This window comes from Aquabacterium sp. (genome assembly GCF_049274795.1).
Lineage (GTDB): Bacteria > Pseudomonadota > Gammaproteobacteria > Burkholderiales > Burkholderiaceae_C > Aquabacterium.
Window position 1 is genome coordinate 87,816 of sequence record NZ_JBASTH010000122.1, and the last position, 16,122, is coordinate 103,937.

General features: G+C 63.9%; 14 protein-coding genes. All 14 read right to left on the reverse strand.

Features of this window, described 5'->3' with window-relative positions; genetic code table 11:
• Positions 1–114: 114 nt before the first annotated feature.
• Positions 115–576 (reverse strand): MSHA biogenesis protein MshP, encoded by a 462-nt coding sequence (locus WAQ08_RS21280; protein WP_422194542.1) that lies wholly within the window; start codon positions 574–576, stop codon positions 115–117.
• Positions 573–1,475, reverse strand: a complete 903-nt coding sequence (locus tag WAQ08_RS21285) for a prepilin-type N-terminal cleavage/methylation domain-containing protein (protein WP_422194544.1) — start codon at positions 1,473–1,475, stop codon at positions 573–575. The genes WAQ08_RS21280 and WAQ08_RS21285 overlap by 4 nt, the downstream gene beginning before the upstream one ends.
• Complete coding sequence (locus tag WAQ08_RS21290; RefSeq protein WP_422194546.1) at positions 1,472–1,963, reverse strand: type II secretion system protein; 492 nt, start codon at positions 1,961–1,963, stop codon at positions 1,472–1,474. Before WAQ08_RS21290 ends, WAQ08_RS21285 begins: the two co-directional genes overlap by 4 nt.
• Positions 1,953–2,435: a pilus assembly FimT family protein gene (locus WAQ08_RS21295; protein ID WP_422194548.1), complete on the reverse strand. Its 483-nt coding sequence runs from the start codon at positions 2,433–2,435 to the stop codon at positions 1,953–1,955. The genes WAQ08_RS21290 and WAQ08_RS21295 overlap by 11 nt, the downstream gene beginning before the upstream one ends.
• A complete protein-coding gene (locus WAQ08_RS21300) occupies positions 2,416–5,616 on the reverse strand; it encodes a DUF6701 domain-containing protein (RefSeq protein WP_422194551.1) in 3,201 nt (1,066 codons plus the stop codon). Before WAQ08_RS21300 ends, WAQ08_RS21295 begins: the two co-directional genes overlap by 20 nt.
• 88 nt (positions 5,617–5,704) lie before the next feature.
• A complete protein-coding gene (locus tag WAQ08_RS21305) occupies positions 5,705–6,118 on the reverse strand; it encodes a type II secretion system protein (RefSeq protein ID WP_422194553.1) in 414 nt (137 codons plus the stop codon).
• A 149-nt stretch (positions 6,119–6,267) separates the two neighbouring features.
• Positions 6,268–6,693 (reverse strand): type II secretion system protein, encoded by a 426-nt coding sequence (locus WAQ08_RS21310; protein WP_422194555.1) that lies wholly within the window; start codon positions 6,691–6,693, stop codon positions 6,268–6,270.
• A 7-nt stretch (positions 6,694–6,700) separates the two neighbouring features.
• The gene (locus WAQ08_RS21315) at positions 6,701–7,963 is read right to left on the reverse strand and encodes a type II secretion system F family protein (protein WP_422194557.1); all 1,263 of its coding nucleotides are present in this window, start codon (positions 7,961–7,963) and stop codon (positions 6,701–6,703) included.
• A gap of 10 nt (positions 7,964–7,973) precedes the next feature.
• Positions 7,974–9,683, reverse strand: a complete 1,710-nt coding sequence (locus tag WAQ08_RS21320; RefSeq protein WP_422194559.1) for a GspE/PulE family protein — start codon at positions 9,681–9,683, stop codon at positions 7,974–7,976.
• 1 nt (position 9,684) lies between these two features.
• Complete coding sequence (gene mshL / locus WAQ08_RS21325; protein WP_422194561.1) at positions 9,685–11,523, reverse strand: pilus (MSHA type) biogenesis protein MshL; 1,839 nt, start codon at positions 11,521–11,523, stop codon at positions 9,685–9,687.
• Positions 11,520–11,990, reverse strand: a complete 471-nt coding sequence (locus WAQ08_RS21330) for a hypothetical protein (RefSeq protein WP_422194563.1) — start codon at positions 11,988–11,990, stop codon at positions 11,520–11,522. The genes mshL and WAQ08_RS21330 overlap by 4 nt, the downstream gene beginning before the upstream one ends.
• On the reverse strand, positions 11,987–12,697 hold the full coding sequence (gene pilO / locus WAQ08_RS21335; protein WP_422194565.1) for a type 4a pilus biogenesis protein PilO: 711 nt from the start codon (positions 12,695–12,697) through the stop codon (positions 11,987–11,989). Before pilO ends, WAQ08_RS21330 begins: the two co-directional genes overlap by 4 nt.
• The gene (locus tag WAQ08_RS21340; protein ID WP_422194567.1) at positions 12,694–14,235 is read right to left on the reverse strand and encodes a hypothetical protein; all 1,542 of its coding nucleotides are present in this window, start codon (positions 14,233–14,235) and stop codon (positions 12,694–12,696) included. The genes pilO and WAQ08_RS21340 overlap by 4 nt, the downstream gene beginning before the upstream one ends.
• 209 nt (positions 14,236–14,444) lie before the next feature.
• Positions 14,445–16,079, reverse strand: a complete 1,635-nt coding sequence (ntrC, locus tag WAQ08_RS21345; RefSeq protein WP_422194568.1) for a nitrogen regulation protein NR(I) — start codon at positions 16,077–16,079, stop codon at positions 14,445–14,447.
• Between the last annotated feature and the right edge of the window lie 43 nt (positions 16,080–16,122).

The following is a 16,122-nucleotide window of genomic DNA, read 5'->3' on the forward strand; positions in this document are numbered from 1 at the left end:
CACGAGACCCAGTACTGCGGAGACTTGCGGCAAGATGGGCTCCCAAGGATGGGGCGCGCATTGAATGGCTTTTCGGCAGGCCGCCCGAATTGTTAAGGGCGTCACGCTTGGCGCTCAGCGGTCGGTGGCCTGCACCAGGCGTTCACGCTCTACGTAGGTGCTGCTGCCGACGCGGCTGTTGTCCGGGCAAGCGCTGGAACCATTACACGCTACGGCAAAAATGTTGTACACGCGAATGTTCTGGTTGGCGCCATTGGCATCCTGCCCCTCGCTGTACACGGTGGAGCGGCACGTCACCGTCACGAACATCCCCGTATCGGCTCGCAGGTCCAGTGTCTGCGACACATTGGTGCACGTCTGCCAGCCGCCCCGGAAGGCCTGGAACAGTCCCCAGTCCGCGCCCGCATTGGCCGCAAGCCTGGCACGCGCGCCCATCACGTCCATCGAGACCCCCATCTGCGATGTCCAGCCCATGCGGACCACGGCAGCGGCCAGGCCGGCCAGCAGGACCAGCACGATCACGGCGGCCAGCGCACCCAGCCCCTTCTGTCTCAATGGGATGCGTGGCGTATTCATGGGGTGTTGAGCACGTGGGCACCGACGGCCAGGGTGGCAGACTCCTTGTTGCGGCTCATGGTGAGCTGCAACCACATGAAGCCGCTTTGCTGCGTGGCCCCCTGGTTCGGGTCATAGATGAAGGTACAGGATGTCAGATTGCTGGCAACCACATCGGCACCACTGGTCGACTGGCAGGCCGCTGGCTGCCCTGCATTGAAACCATATCCCTTGACACGGTACAGGACACCCTTGCCATTGCCACTGGCGTCCAGCGAGCCATCGGCGCCACTGCACACGTAGAACACGGCTTGCTGCGCATTGGACACGACCTGGAAACGGCCGCCGTCATAGCCTGGAGAGAACTGGGTCGAATTGATCGTGATGCGCGTGACGCCCTGGGTGGCCAGGGGCGAGGCGGCCACGTTGCTGATCTGGGCACGGTTGCTGCCCGCATAGACATCCGACGTGTTCTGGTTGTTGATCACCACCCAGTCGCCCGCGGCGGGTGTCGTGCTCAGCGTGGTCAGGGTGTCGAACACGGTGGTGGCCACACTCGTGTCCAGTGGTCCTGAACAAGTGGCGGAGGGCGTGCACGGCACGTTCTGATCGTTGTCCAGATCCGGCGCTATCCGGTATCGCCCGCCAGTGCTGGTCGGTACCAGCTCGAAACATTGCGAGTTGGGCATGCGGATCGAGTTGGGCACGGACTGACGGATATCGCGCAGCATCCGGCGCAGGGCCGAATCAGCCTGATCACTCAGATCGGCACGCACGCGGTTATCCAGGTAGGCATCGGCCGCAGGGCGCACCACCAAGCCCACGGTAACCGCGATCACGGCCCCGATCACCACCACGATGATCAACTCGATCATCGTGAAGCCCCGGGCGAACGTTGCTGAACGGGTCGTCGATTTCATGGTGGAGCGGGAGGAGGCGGCGCATACTCCGTGCGCCATGACACCAGCGTGATGGCATCCTTGGTGCCACGTGTGGCCGTTACCGTGATCTTGTAGGCGGCACCCACGCCGGCCAGCGTGTCGGACTTCACTTTTACGACGATCGAATAGCCGTTGAGCGATGCGATCTGCCCCCCATCGATGTCACAGATCTTGTTGGCGGTCGCATAGCCGTTGTAGTCGAGCACATCGTTGTAGGTGTTTCGTGCACAGCCTACTGGCGCCGTATTGGCCTCGGCCGTATAAGGCTTCAACTCGATCTCTTCGATCATTTCCTCGGCAATGGCCAGCAACTGCTTGATCACGATCGGGTCGGCACTGCGCTTGACCGTGGTGCTCAAGGCCATCAGCAGGCCAGCCAATCCGATGCCGATCACGACGACTGCCAGGATCATCTCGATCAGCGTGAAACCCGACTGGCGGCCCGGCCCTAGCCGGCTACTGCACATACCCGGTCTCTCCGAACAACTGCAACGGCAGCACCCCCGTCATGCTGACGGTGCGCCCTGAGGTGGTGTGGATACCCGAGTTCATCAACGTCGCACGACCATCGGGCTGGAAATAGATCGTGCCGGACGGCGTCACCGCCGTCGACATGCCAGCCGGCGGGCTGCCTCCGAAACTACCAGCATTACCAGGCCCGTCCAGCGGGGTGTTGCAACTGGTCGCGCCGTTGACGCTGGCGATCTGGAGCGTGATCGTGGCGCCGCTGATGTCCACGCAGACCAGGCGACGGTGCGACACCGCGGCCTTTTGCGCATAGCGCAGCGCCGACTTGACCTGATCGCGCCATGCATCCTGGCTCAGGTTCGTCATGGCCGCGAACTTCGGCACGGCATACGCGGCCATGACCCCCACCAGGATCATCACGATGATCAACTCAACCATCGTGAAGCCGCGTTCAGTAGAGCTCGCGGACATGGACGGTTCTCTTGGACTCCGGCGAGGTGTAGATGCCGAAAGTGACCCGTGCAGAGGGGTCTCGGTCGAACGTGCCGGCACAGTTGCCGTTCTGCGCACGCAGCCAGGGCATGAACGCCGCCGTTCCGCCATGGCTGGCCAAGCAGGAGGCATCGGGCTGATTGAGATCATTGCCCAGATTCAGCGCCACATCCACACTGCCAGTGGCCTTGGGGCTAGGCTTGGTGAACGTGATCCAGCCGGTGCCGTTGGCCAGGTTTCCAGAAGGCGTAGCCGTGGTGGTCCACGCGGTGGTGGGCTGGCCCTTGTTGTCCCGGTACCCAGAAAGCGCGATAGCCTGGACAGGCAGGCTGGTGCAGGTGTCCAGCGGATTGATCACCCAGGCCTTGCTGGCCGACCAGAACTGGGACTGCACCTCCATCCTCAGGTCCTTGCCTTCAGAGCCGAACACGTTGGATATCTTGATGCGGCCACTGCGCAACACCACGGAGCCATTGTTGGCCGCAAGTGTGGTCACCTGTACGGGCGACAGCACTGGGCCAAACGATGCCGTCGCGCTCAACCCGATGGTGGTGGGCGGGGTCAGCTTGTTGAAGTCGTAGATCACTTGCGAACTACTGCCCACACCATCCACAAAGCTGGTGCCCGCGACACTGCTGTTGGTCAAAGAGGGGTTGCCAGCCGCAGCCCCGCTGGCAACCGCCAACGTGGCGTCAGGTTTGACAGTGTAGGAGGGCGCCAAGGCCACAGCCGGGATGGGCACCGGGGAAGAACTCAGCCCGGGGCCAAGGTTGACGGTGGTACCCCCTGCGACGTTCAACGCCGTCACCTTCACATTGAACGGCTGCCCATTGAATGTGAACCCCCCAGAGGGACAGGCGTTGGCAGCCTCCACTTTGAACCTGTCCGGAATGAATGGCCCCACTGTCCCGTTCACGCCTTGACTGCCCACCAAAGCCGTGGTCCCCGTAGGCACCAACCCTGCCGATGAGCTTAGATAACTGCCGCCCTGGAGCGTTGCCACCAGATCACCCGCCCCAACTTCGCTCCAACTGAGGTTGGTGCTGCTGGCAGCGCCGGCGCTGAACGCTCCCAATGTGCCGGTGAAAGTGCCATCACTGACGAGGGGGCTCGCATTGCTGGTTGGACCTGCAGGCAGCCGGCGCGTGAACGTCACATCCACCTTCGCCGGGGTGATCTCCCGCCCGAAGTTGGGTGTGGCATTGTTGAGTGCATTGCGGGCCGTCACTGTGGCACCGAATGTGCTCCCCGCCTTGATCGGACCGACGGGCACGCCCGAGAAGCCGAAGGAGGCCGGCACCACGATCACGTTCTTGCTACCACTGAGGCTCAGTCCAGGCTCGGAGGCTGAGCCCGCGTAGCTGGCCGTGATCTGCACCTGCCCCACATCTGCGTACTGGAAGTTGACAGTAGCAGCGGCATCATTGCCCGTCCCCACGAAGGCCAACATCACGGCCTTGCCCGCAGCACCGCATGCGGCCCCAGTACTGCCAGAGTCGTTCAGGGCCACGCCCCCAATCCGAACAGGCAGCCCCCCGGTGCTGGGGTTGGTATAGCTGCACTTGAAGTTCACGCTTTTGACAGCCCCTGGCCCGAATGCGGAAGTACACACCTTCGGGTCGCTGCCGGCACTGAGCGCCTGCACTTTCATGGTCTGCACAGACTCGGCTGCATGGTCAGGCACCGTGATGACAAAGCCTGAAGTCTCGACCGCAATGTTGCAGGAGCCCGAGCTAGATGGGTCGGCATTGATACCGCAATACACGGGTTTGGCCGTGTCGGTAGGCGCCACGGACAGACTTCCAAGCGAAGCTGCCACAGTGCCAACAGCGCCAGAATAGATGCTCTGGTCAACCTGCGAGCTGTTCGAGGGAATATTGAAAGCCGTGCTGGCGCCCCCCAGCGACAAGGTGCCGGATACGCCCTTCGTGTAGAGCGACGAACACGTAGCGTCGGCACAGGCCTTGATCGTGAACGTCACGGGCTGGCAACTGAGCGTGCTGGTGGTCGTGGTTATCAGCTCCAGGTGGTGCGGCGCTGCCGCTCCAACCGTGAGGTTGCAACTGTTGCCTGAAGCAGCCGACACACCCATCCCACAGAACACCGCGGGTGAGTTCGATGGCGCCGGTGTCAGGGATGCCAGGGCAATGGTGGCTGTGCCCGCCGAGGTCATCGTGCCGGACACGACGGTACTGTTGGCAGGGCCGGGGTCGATGGCAAAGAGAATGCTCGTCGATGTGGCGGTCACGCCTGAGATCGTCAGTGAGCCCGTCACACCAGAGGTATACGGCACCGAACACGACGCATCCCCGCAAGCCTTGACCGTGAAGTTGGTGGCTGCATTGACCGTGGCGCTCGAAGCACCGGTGGTCACCTCCAGGTGATGCGGCTTGACCGACGCATCCACATAGGTGATGTAGTCGATCTTCAGATCCTGCGAGGTATTACCTGACAGGAAGCCGCAACCGGCACAGTTCTTGACCAGGAACTGCACCTTGGTGATCTTCTTCTTGACCGCGCCATCGGGCTCGTACTGCATGTAAATGGGGTAGTAGGTAACGGAGTCACCCAGCAGCCAGCCCAGCAGCGAGTTGTAGATATTGGTGAACCAGTTCGACGACACGTACTTGGCCACACACAGGTTGTTGGACGCGTTGGAACAGTTGTTCAACGTGACCACCGTGCCATCTTCCAAGGTGACATTCACCTGCATCGAGTTCTCTGCATTGAACTCGACACCCCACAGAAAGCCCACAAAGGGCGTTGGCGTCGCGAAGGTGATCGTGAGCGAGGTGGAATTGCTCGTCGTGCCCGAGGTCAGGCTCAGCACGTTACCGGAGAAGCCCGTCAGCGACGAGGACGACGTATACGAAATGCTGCCGCCCGATGTCAGAAAGCCGGAAGAGCCGATGGATGTCGTGAAATCCAGTTTGCCCGCGGCCTTCTCGGAGGCCAGCGTATTGGCGTTGAAATCGATGGTGCGCTGATTGGCTGACGTCGTCGGCGGCAGATTGGACCAGGTTGTGTAAACAGAAAGACCGGCCCACGCGCCGGTCATCAAGCACAGCAAGGCAGCGGGCATCAACCAGCGGGCGCCGCCCAAGGCGAGTCGGTGGGCCGGCAAGCCGCCCAGGTGCATCAACCAGGAAAAGAGCCTCATGATCACCCCCGCCACTGCTGCAAGCACATAAAGCCGCCAGCCCGACCTTGACAGAAGGCTGCCCCCACGAGAGCAGCCTCCGTCAGGATCAAGGTGTCACCGTACGGATCGCGGTGAACGTGGCCGTCTTGGTGGCGTCCTTGGTCGAGGTGATCGTGCACGCGGCCGTGGTGCCCAATCCAGCGCCGATGGAGACAGACGCCACGGTGTAGTCGGCAGCCACCGTGTTGGTGGGGGCGCCCTGGATCAGCTTCGACACGTGCTGGCAATCCGTCACGGTTTCACACTTGCCCGCAGTGGCCACATTGCCCACGGCCGAACAGCCGGCGTAGTTGATGGACATCGCGCTGTTGGCCGTGCCCGCCAGACCTGCGATCGCCGCGTCTTTCGCGCTGCCACTCATGTCGATGAACTTCGGCAAGGCCGTGGCAGCCAGGATGCCAAGGATCACGATGACCACGATCAGTTCGATCATGGTGAAGCCTGTCTGTTTGCGTTTCATGTCTGAATACCCCTCGTGGTGGTTGACGGTTGATGATGCACTTGTCGCGACGTGTTCAGTTTTTTCAAAAAGGCGCGATCTTTCGCACATTTTTCGGCATCCGCGATCCAAGCTTTAGACCTTGCTAACCCTTAGTGGCGTTGAATGTGTCACGGGTTACCAGCCGAGATGCCGTCGAAGCGCAAGGTGTCGCCTGTGCTGACCTGGGTGATGTCACACAGACCGGTCGTGCCATTCACGGCCCCCAGATCGGTATGGGCCACGGAGTACTGGCTGGTGTCGATGGGGACCTGCATCAGGCTGGACACATCGTCGCAATAGCGCACTTGCCTGCAACGCAACGCGCTGTCGCCGGAGGTCGCATGCGATGTCCCGCCACAGCCTGCGTAATTGACCATCATGGCGCTGGTGGCCGTGCCCGCCACGCCCTTCAGGGCGGTGGTGTTGGCATCACCCCGCATGTCGATCAACTTGGGCAAGGCCATCGCCGCCAGAATGCCCAGGATCACGATCACCACGATCAGTTCGATCATGGTGAAACCCCGTGCCGGGCGTTGTCGTGTTGTTCTGTTCATGGCGAGCTCACTGCTTGTGCATCGCCGCACTGCCCAGATCCCACATGGGCAGGAACACGCCCAGGGCCAGCACCAGCACCACCACCCCCAGGAAGATGATCAGGATGGGCTCAATCTGCTGCGACAAGGTCTTGAGCGCATATTCGACCTCGTTGCCATACAGCTCGCCGACCTCTTCCAGCAGGTCATCGACCATGCCGGTTTCCTCGCCAATGGCGATCATCTGCAACACGATGGGCGTGAAGATGCCCGCGGCCGCCGCAGCATGGGCCAAAGGCTCACCGCGGGTCACATGATCCCGCAAAGCCTCGATGCGCGAACTCATGAAGACGTTGTCGGCCGTGTAAGCCACGCCTGTCAACGCGCGCTCCAGCGGCACGCCGCTGCGCAGTGACAAGGCAAACGCTCTGGAGAAGCGCGCCAACGCTGCCTTGCTCACGATCGGCCCCACCAGCGGCATCTTCAGAATAGCCCGGTGCCAGATCATCCGCCCCTGAGGCGTCTTGATCCACATCCGAAACGCCATGAAGCCCGCGACAGCCATCAACAGCAGCAACCAACCATGGTTGATCGTGAAGTTGGACGTGGCGATCAGGATCTTGGTGGGCAGCGGCAAGCCGGCCCCCAGCGCACTGAAAACGCCCGAGAACGCCGGGATCACCATGACATTGATCACACCGATGGCACCCACCATCGCGATGATCACGAAGGTCGGGTAGCGCAGCGCGGACTTGACCTGCTGGCGCATGAAGGTCTCGAACTCCAGGTGCTGAAACAGGCGCAGGAACACCTCGTCAAGCCGGCCGGAAGACTCGCCCACCTTCACCATCGACACGTAGAAGTTGTCGAACACCTTGGGGTTGAGCGCCATCGACGATGACAGCTCCACCCCCGATTCCAGGCTTCGCCGCAAATCCAGCAGCGTCTGCTTCATGGCCGGGTTGGTGGCCGTGTCGTGCAGGCCGGAGAGCGCACGCAGGATCGGCACGCCAGCCTTGAGCAAGGTGTGGAGCTGGCGCGTGAAGATCATCAGATCCATCGTGGTGACCTTGGGGCCGAACAAGCCCCCCAGGTTCACCGGCCCGCTGAGGCCGCCACCGCTGGCCTGCGCCGTTGCGCCACCAGAGCCGCCACCACCATCCTGCTTGATGTTCAAGGGCGTCAGGCCCTTGGAGACCAGTATGTCCGCCACCGCGGAGGCCGATGCGGCCTCCTGCACGCCTTGGACCACCCCCAGGGGCGATCTTGCGGTGTAGGTGAAGCGGCTCATCGCAGCAGGCTCACTCGTCGATCTGGACGCTCACACCCATGGCTTCATCCACGGTCGTGCGGCCTTGCAGCACCAGCCGTGCGGCATCGCGGCGCAGCGTGTTGCCATCCATCTGCAGGCGCGCGGCCTGGGCGAAGGTGGCGTGGTCGTCGGAGCCCAGCGCCTCGATCAGCGGCAAGGTCATCTGCAGGAACTCGTAGACACCCGTACGCCCCTTGTAGCCGGTCTGGTTGCAATCTGGGCAACCTTTGCCGCGGCGCAGGGTGCTCAGGTTCACGTCGGCGCCGATCACGCCACGCAGCCAGGCCTCCTCCTGAGGGGATGGCTCGGTGGGCTCGGCGCAGTTGTTGCACAAGGTGCGGATCAGGCGCTGGGCCACCACCAGTTGCAGAGACAACGCCACCATCCAGCGCGGCACCCCCATGTCGATCAGGCGGGCTGGCGTAGAGGCGGCATCGTTGGTGTGCAGGGTCGAGAGCACCAAGTGCCCCGTCATGGCCGCACGCAAGCCGATCTCGGCCGTAGACTTGTCACGCATTTCGCCCACCAGGATCACATCGGGATCCTGCCGCAGGGCGGAGCGCAGCACACGCTCGAAATCCAGGTCGATCTTCTCCATCACCTGCACCTGGTTCAGGCCGGGCAGGCGGTACTCGACCGGGTCTTCAACAGTGATGATCTTGCGTTCGGGGCTGTTCAGCGCATTGAGCGAGGCGTACAGCGTGGTGGTCTTACCGCTGCCGGTGGGGCCGGTGACCAGGATCATGCCGCTGGGCTTGGCCAGCGCATCGCGCAGGGCATCGAGCATCGGCGGGGGCATGCGCAACCGGTCCAGATCGAGGATGCCGGCGCTCTGGCTGAGCAGGCGCATCACCACCGATTCACCGTACTGCGCGGGCATGGTCGAGATCCGCACGTCCACCGTGCCGTCCTTCAAGCGCACCGCAAAGCGGCCATCTTGCGGCAGGCGCTTCTCGGAGATATCCAGGCCGGACATGAGCTTCAGGCGCAGGGCCACGGCCCCCGCAATCTTGGCATCGGCCTCGGTCTGCACGTGCAGCACGCCGTCGATGCGGTAGCGGATGCGCAGTTGCTTTTCCTGCGGCTCGATGTGGATGTCGGAAGCGCGCTGGCGCAGCGCCTGCTCGAACACCGAGTACAGCAGGCGCACCACGGGCGCGTCTTCATTGCTGGACGTGTCCAGGCCCAGCAGATCGCCCAGGTCGCTTTCGACACCGGCCAGTTCGCTGGTCAGCTCACGCGCCAGGCCTTCGATCTCCTGCGTGCTGTGGTAGACGCGGTCCAGCGCCGCCAGCAGGTGGCTTTCGGCCACCACGGCCAGGTCGATGCTGCGCTTGAGCAGGCGGCCGATCTCGTCGAAGGCGTAGATGTCGGTCGGATCGGCCATGCCCACCATCAGGCCGGAAGGCGGATCGTCCAGCACGATGGCACGCATGCGCCGAGCATGCGCCTCGGGCAGCAACTGGGCCAGTTCCGGGCGCAGTGGGTAATGGGCCAGGTCGATGTAGGGCGCATGCAGCTGGCGGGCCACCGCCTTGCCGATCTGCGCCTCCGTGATCCAGCCATGCTCGATCAGCACACGGCCCAGCTTGCGGCCGCTGCGCTTTTGTTCACCCAGGGCGAACTCGAGCTGATCGGCCGTGATCAGCTGGTCCTGCACCAGCAGGTCACCCAGTCGAAATCGCTGCGGGCGTGGCATCTCAGTGCTCCGGATGTGCCGCGCCGGCAGGCTTGGCGGGCGAGAGGGTGCTCACCGGCTCTTCGCTGCTCCAGCCGCGACCGTCTTCGCCGATCACCGTGGGCTTGATCAGGATGACCAGCTCATACTTGTTGGTGCTCCGTGAGCGTTGGCCAAACAGGCTGCCAACCACAGGCGCCCTGCTCAGCCCAGGAACACCTGCCCTGTCCATGCTGGATTCCTGCTGCATCAAGCCACCGATGGCAACGATTTCGCCGTCACGCACACGGACGATGCTGTCGGTCTCATTGATCGACACCTGCACACCTGGAAAGCTCGTCGGTTCACCCTGGATGGTGACCGATAGATCCTTCTGCGATGCCACGCTGATCGCTGGGTGCACATGCAGCATCACCGCGCCGTTGTCGTCGATCTGCGGTGTCACGTCCAGCGAAATGCCGCTGAAGAAGTTGCTGGTTCTGACCGTGGGGGCGCTGGTCGATGTCGTCGTGCTGTTCGTGGTCGTGTTGGCCACTTCCGTCACGAAGGTTTCATCACGCCCTACTTTCAGCACGGCCTTCTGATTGTTCAAAGCAGCGATGCGGGGGCTGGACAGCACGCTGGCCTCGCCCTGGCTTTCCAGGAAGGTCATGAGTGCCGAGAAGCTGGCCGTCTGGAAGGCCAGGCCATAGAAGCCCTTGCTGATCGCATTGGCAGAGGCAGACACCGCTGCCGAAGACAGGCTGGGCGTGATCTGGCCCGAATCGGTGGTGTACGAGGTCCGCCCGCCCGTCGTAGGACTCCATGACGTACCGGGTGAGATGCCGAAAGTCCCGACACCCTTGTTGTTGTAGGACCTGAACAGAGACCAGTTCACACCCGTCTGCGCCCCGTCCGACAACTTGACCTCGACGATCTTGGCTTCCAGCATCACCTGGCGCTCGATGGTGAGTTGTACCGCACGCAGGTAATCAGCCACTTGGCGCAACTCGGCTGGTGTTGCCCTGACCACGATGACGCCCGCGGCCGGATTGAGCGTGACCGTGCGACCTTCAGCAGCGCCCACCAGAGAGGTCAAGGAAGTGCGCACATCGCGCCAGAAGTCGTTGTCCGTGGTCGTCTGCACCGAAGAGGTGGTGCTGCGCCCGCCGCTCGAGGTGCTGCCCGACGTGCTCGAAGAAACACCGGACATGGTGGAACCCGTGCTTTTGTTGTCAGCCGATGTCGAAGAAATGCTCAGTTCGGAAGCGCCTTGGCGGCGCCCCGGCAGGTAGTTGATCTTGAAGAGGCGCGTCTGCACCTGGTTCGAATACACGAACACCCGGTTGCCCGATGCGATGCGGAAGTCGTAGCCATACAGCTCTTTCAACGCCTCCAGCGCCTCCGGCACCGTGGTGCCACGCAAAGACAGAGAGACCAGGCCCGTCACTTCCGGCGATACGAGCATGTTGTAGGACGTACCAGCACCGAGTTGCAGAAACACCTGCGATGCCGGCGCGTTGCTGACCACCAGATCGAAGCGGCCCCCACCGCTCGCTGGCGCCGTGTTGACCGGTGCAGCGAGGGTTCTGGCCGACGGCGTGGCCGAAGGTGTGACGGGAGACGCCGTCGGCTCGGCACTGGCCAGGTAGCGCGCCGGCATCGACAGCGACACCGACATGCCGGAAGCCGGGCGTCCCTGCGCGGAAGCCAGCACGATCGTCTCGTTCAAGGCACGCTCGGGCGCACTGTCTTCTGCCTCGCTGCTCTGAGCATTGACGCTCTTGCGGGAATCACGCCACCCGAAAGCCTGCACCTGGCAGGCGCTCCATGCCGCGGACGCCACCAGCGCCCACACTGCCACGCGACGAAGGGATGTCATCGTGTTTCCTTTCCGCCGCCCGAAGCGGTAGATTCCTTGCCAGGCCAGCGCTTGCTGACCGCCGGTGTGAGAGACAGCCGCTGCAGACCCTTGGCCCCACGCAGCACCACACCATCGTCATCGATCGAAACCACCGTGCTGTCACCAACACGGTCCCCCACCCCGACCATGCGGCCATCGAGCAAGGCCACGCTGCCGAGCTCAGCGCTCAAGCGCACAGACGTGAGCCGAGGCACACGTTTGGCAGGTTCAGGCGCCGAAGCACCACTGGCAGCGGCAGATGCCGGCCGCGCGGCCGGAGCCGCAGCCATCGAAGGCTGCCCGCCCCCTTGCTTGGCGTTCATAGCCCGCAGCACGGCATTGGGCGGTCGCGTGGGGTCCGGCAGCACGATCACGTCCGCCCATGCCCAAGCTCCTGCCAAGGCGCCAGCGCTTCCCAGACACAGCAGCAACAGGCGTTTGGTCACGGCGGCATCTCCAGCGGTTCTCGGTCGTTGCTCAAGGTGTGCACTTTCAGGGTCAGCGTGAGCGCGGCCTGGTCATCGGCCTCCAGCGACATCTCGTCCCACATCACCTTGCGAGGCATGCTCTCGACACTGCGCAGCCAGTTCAGCAGGTCATGGAAGCTGCCCACTACCCGGATCTCCAGCCCATGGCGATAGATCACGGCGGCCTGCCCGGTTCTATCCACGTGCGGCAGTTGGATGGCTTCGCGCGGCAAGGTCTTCATCGATGTGACGCGCAGCGATTTCTGCTCCCCCAGCAAGCCTTCCAGCAAGGCACGCATCTCGCGCGCAGGTACCAGCACCTGGCGCGCCTTCTCGAAGGCTTCCTGCTGGCGGCTCATGCGTTCACGCGTGATCTGCAGCTCGCTCTTGACCGCGGCTTGTGCGCGGGCCATGTCCTGCAGTTGCAGGCGTTGCCGCTCCTGCAGGGCCAGCACGGCCTGCTCTGCCTGGTTCTTGCGCGCCAGACTGGCCGCCAACTGCTTGTAGCCAGGCGTGATCCACAGGCTGTCAACCACGAACCACAGGCCCGCCACGACGGCAATGATCAGCAGCCGACGCTCGTTGAGCACGCGCCCATCGAACGAGCGGCGTGCCCGCCGCCAGCGCAACTGGCCCTGGTTCCACAAGGCCACCCAGTTGATGCTCTTTCGTGCAGCGGCCGTCATGGCTGGCCCTCCTTCGGGCGCCCGCTGGCTGCCTGGGCATCGGTCTTGGCCAGGTCGTCCGTACTCAGAAAGAAGGTGCTCAGTTGCTGGTCACCCGCCAGCTCGCTGCTCACCGAGCCGATCTCCACGCGATTGAAGCGACGGCCCTTGAAGCGCTCTTCGATCTCCAGGCGCGCGATGTAGCCCGGCAGGAAGCCGGGATCAGTCATCCGGCCCGACAGCGCCAGCCTGCGTCCGTTGTCACGCACATCCAGGCCGGTGATCCACACGGCAGGCTGCGTCTGGCGCCCCAAGGCCATCATGTATTCCGAATAACCGCCAGACGACTGGGCCGTCGCGGTGATCAGGGCCTCGCTCAATCGCTTCTGCAGGGCCTCGGCCTTGCGCAACTGGTCCAAGGCGCCCTGATCTGGCGGAGGCGGCAAAGAGGCCGTGGCCGCAGTCAGAGGGCCCAGCTGCGATTCAAAGGCCGATGCACTGCTGTCCAAGCGCTTGGTCGCCACCGACATGCCGATCACCGACACCCCCCCCAGCAGCAGCACGGCAGTCAAGCCGCGAAGGCCCCACAGGGCGCCCCAGGCGATGGCGCCTCCCTGAGCCTGCTCGGGATCGCGCATGTCGATCTGCTGGCAGCCCTTGGCCAGACTCAAGGGGCGCAAGGCAGCGCCCAGCAGGCACAGGTTCTCCAGGGAGGCCAGCGCCTCGATCTGCTCGGGGCTCTCGCCCAGGGCAGAGCAATCCAGCAATTGCCCCAGCTCCAGCGGCTTGACCGGCACGTAGACCAGATCAGCCAACACCTCGGCCATGCTGGCCGCCCCGCCCGGCAGGGCTACGGACAACCCGGACAAGGTGGCCTTGCTGTGGGTACGCTCGAAGGTGTCGAGCGTGCGCAGCACTTCCAGACCGGCCCGGCCCACGGCACCGCCGCGAGCCTCTTCACTGCCCATCAGGGCGGCCGAGGCCACCTCGATCGTACGGGTCATCACCAGCTCGCCGCCCAGGGTGATCACCAGCAGGGCGTGCTCTCTGCCAAAGGCGATCAGGGCATGCGCCTGCGACGGGGTTTCCGCCAGGGCGCAGATGTTGCGCAACCCGGTTTCCGGGACTTCGATGGCGCTCCAGTTCAGGCCCGCATCGTCCACGGCCAGGGCCAGGGCCTGAACCTCGGCCCTCGGCTCCAGCAAGGCGATCGCCGACTGCGTGCTGCGGTTCTGTGTGTCCTGCGGCACGCCCAGCACATCCACGATGGCATCGTCCACCGGGAAGTCCACCTGCTCCTTGAGCCGCCAGCGCACGACGCCGGCCCATTCCTCACGGGGCAGTTCATCCAGTTCGGTGGAGATCAGGCGGTACTGGGCTCGACCCAACACACCGGCGAGAGACACCCCGCGCAGAGGGTGCACGCGTCCCAACGCACGCAAGCCCCGCGAGAAATCCGCAGTCTCCTGGCTGTGAACCCAGGCCAGGCTCGGGCGGTCGTCGGTGCCATAAGTGACCTGCAACGCGCGCAGCACGGCGCCGTCCTGGGTGGCAGCCACCCAGTGCGATCCGTTATCAGCTTGTCGGCGTCGAGGCCACATTGAACATTCCCCAAGTCCACTCGTTTCTCATCGTGACAGAAGGCTTTTCCATCTCGCGGAAGAAAAACAAGGGAATCAGGGGGCTTTAGCGGCATATTGCCGCTAAAGCTTGAGCCCTTTCAGCCGAGCCCTGGGGAAGACCCTGAGCCCTCGGCCGACAGGACAACTCAGTCGTCGATACCGAGTTCCTGGATCTTGCGGGTGATCGTGTTGCGACCGATCCCCAGCTTCTGAGCGGCCTCGATGCGACGGCCACGGGTCAGGTCCAGCGCCGTGTGGATCAGGCAAGCTTCAAAACGGCGAGTGAGCTGATCCCACACATCGGTCTGACCTGCATCCAGCAGGGTGCGTGCCTCGCGCTCCAGGTCGCCCAGCCAGCCGTTCGGGGCGGCCGCCTGTGGCGTAGCTGGCACGGGCATCGCCGGCGGCATGGGCGCCCTGCCCCAGCCATCAGAGGCCGCCTGCACGGGCTGTGGCTGCTCAAGCGGCGCCGCATACCCGGATGCCTGAGGCACGGGTGCGGCCACGGGCGGCGCGTAGGTGCCTCCCGAAGCCAATGGTGCTGCAGGTGCAGCGCTGGCCGGCATGGTCACGGCAGACGTTGCTGCAGCCGATGATTCCGGCGCAACGGCCACGTTGGCCAGCGGCGCCACGCCCATCAGCTCAGGCGGCAGATCCTTGGATTCGATCACCTGCGCTGGCGCCATCACGGTCAGCCAGTGGCAGATGTTCTCCAACTGGCGCACGTTGCCGGGGAAATCGAACGCCATCAGGCGGGCCAGCGCGCTCTCGGAGATGCGCTTGGCTTCCACGCCCAGTTCCTTGGCGCTCTTTTGCATGAAAAAGCGCGCCAGGGTTGGCACATCTTCACGGCGCTCGCGCAGCGGCGGCAGGCGCAGGCGGATCACGTTCAGGCGGTGGAACAAGTCTTCCCGGAACACGCCCTGGCGCACCCGGTCTTCCAGGTTCTGGTGGGTGGCCGCGATCACGCGCACGTTGGCCTTGAGCGGGTGGTGGCCGCCCACGCGGTAGAACTGCCCGTCCGACAGCACGCGCAGCAGGCGTGTCTGCAGATCAAACGGCATGTCGCCGATTTCATCGAGGAACAGCGTGCCGCCATCGGCCTGCTCGAAGCGCCCGCGCCGCATGGTCTGCGCACCGGTGAAGGCACCGCGCTCATGGCCGAACAGCTCGGACTCCAGCAGGTCTTTCGGGATTGCCGCCGTGTTGATCGCCACGAAGGGGCCGTTGGCACGCGGGCTGTGCTTGTGCAGCGCATGGGCCACCAACTCCTTGCCGGCGCCCGATTCACCCGTGATGAGCACGGTGACGTTGCTCTGGCTCAGCCGGCCGATGGCACGGAAGACATCCTGCATGGCCGGCGCCTGGCCCAGCATCTCGGGCATCTGCTGCAGGCGCTCGTCGGCCACATCCTCGCGCACGCTTTCATCGACCGCGCGGCGGATCAGCTCGATCGCCTTGGTCAGGTCAAACGGCTTGGGCAGGTATTCGAACGCCCCGCCCTGGAAGGCCGACACGGCGCTGTCCAGATCGGAGTAGGCCGTCATGATGATGACGGGCAGGCCCGGCAGGCGTGCCTTGACCTTGCTCAGCAGGTCAATGCCCGAGCCACCCGGCATGCGGATGTCGGAGACCAGCACCTGGGGCTCATCGTCGTCCAGGGCCGTGAGCACGTCCCGCGGGTTGGTGAAGCTGCGCACCGGCAGGTCTTCTCGGGCCAGCGCCTTTTCAAGCACAAAGCGAATGGATTGGTCGTCGTCAACGATCCAGATGGGTTTCATGCCGGCCTGTGAATGGTTGCACCCGGTGGGCGGGCCCCTCGCT

Bases quoted from the DNA above. Each gene is read 5' to 3' on its own strand.
- WAQ08_RS21315 (WP_422194557.1), bottom strand. From the start codon at position 7,963: ATGAGCCGCTTCACCTACACCGCAAGATCGCCCCTGGGGGTGGTCCAA.
- WAQ08_RS21320 (WP_422194559.1), bottom strand. From the start codon at position 9,683: ATGCCACGCCCGCAGCGATTTCGACTGGGTGACCTGCTGGTGCAGGAC.
- mshL (WP_422194561.1), bottom strand. From the start codon at position 11,523: ATGACATCCCTTCGTCGCGTGGCAGTGTGGGCGCTGGTGGCGTCCGCG.
- WAQ08_RS21285 (WP_422194544.1), bottom strand. From the start codon at position 1,475: ATGAAATCGACGACCCGTTCAGCAACGTTCGCCCGGGGCTTCACGATG.
- pilO (WP_422194565.1), bottom strand. From the start codon at position 12,697: ATGACGGCCGCTGCACGAAAGAGCATCAACTGGGTGGCCTTGTGGAAC.
- WAQ08_RS21295 (WP_422194548.1), bottom strand. From the start codon at position 2,435: ATGTCCGCGAGCTCTACTGAACGCGGCTTCACGATGGTTGAGTTGATC.
- WAQ08_RS21310 (WP_422194555.1), bottom strand. From the start codon at position 6,693: ATGAACAGAACAACACGACAACGCCCGGCACGGGGTTTCACCATGATC.
- WAQ08_RS21290 (WP_422194546.1), bottom strand. From the start codon at position 1,963: ATGTGCAGTAGCCGGCTAGGGCCGGGCCGCCAGTCGGGTTTCACGCTG.
- WAQ08_RS21280 (WP_422194542.1), bottom strand. From the start codon at position 576: ATGAATACGCCACGCATCCCATTGAGACAGAAGGGGCTGGGTGCGCTG.
- WAQ08_RS21305 (WP_422194553.1), bottom strand. From the start codon at position 6,118: ATGAAACGCAAACAGACAGGCTTCACCATGATCGAACTGATCGTGGTC.
- ntrC (WP_422194568.1), bottom strand. From the start codon at position 16,079: ATGAAACCCATCTGGATCGTTGACGACGACCAATCCATTCGCTTTGTG.
- WAQ08_RS21300 (WP_422194551.1), bottom strand. From the start codon at position 5,616: ATGAGGCTCTTTTCCTGGTTGATGCACCTGGGCGGCTTGCCGGCCCAC.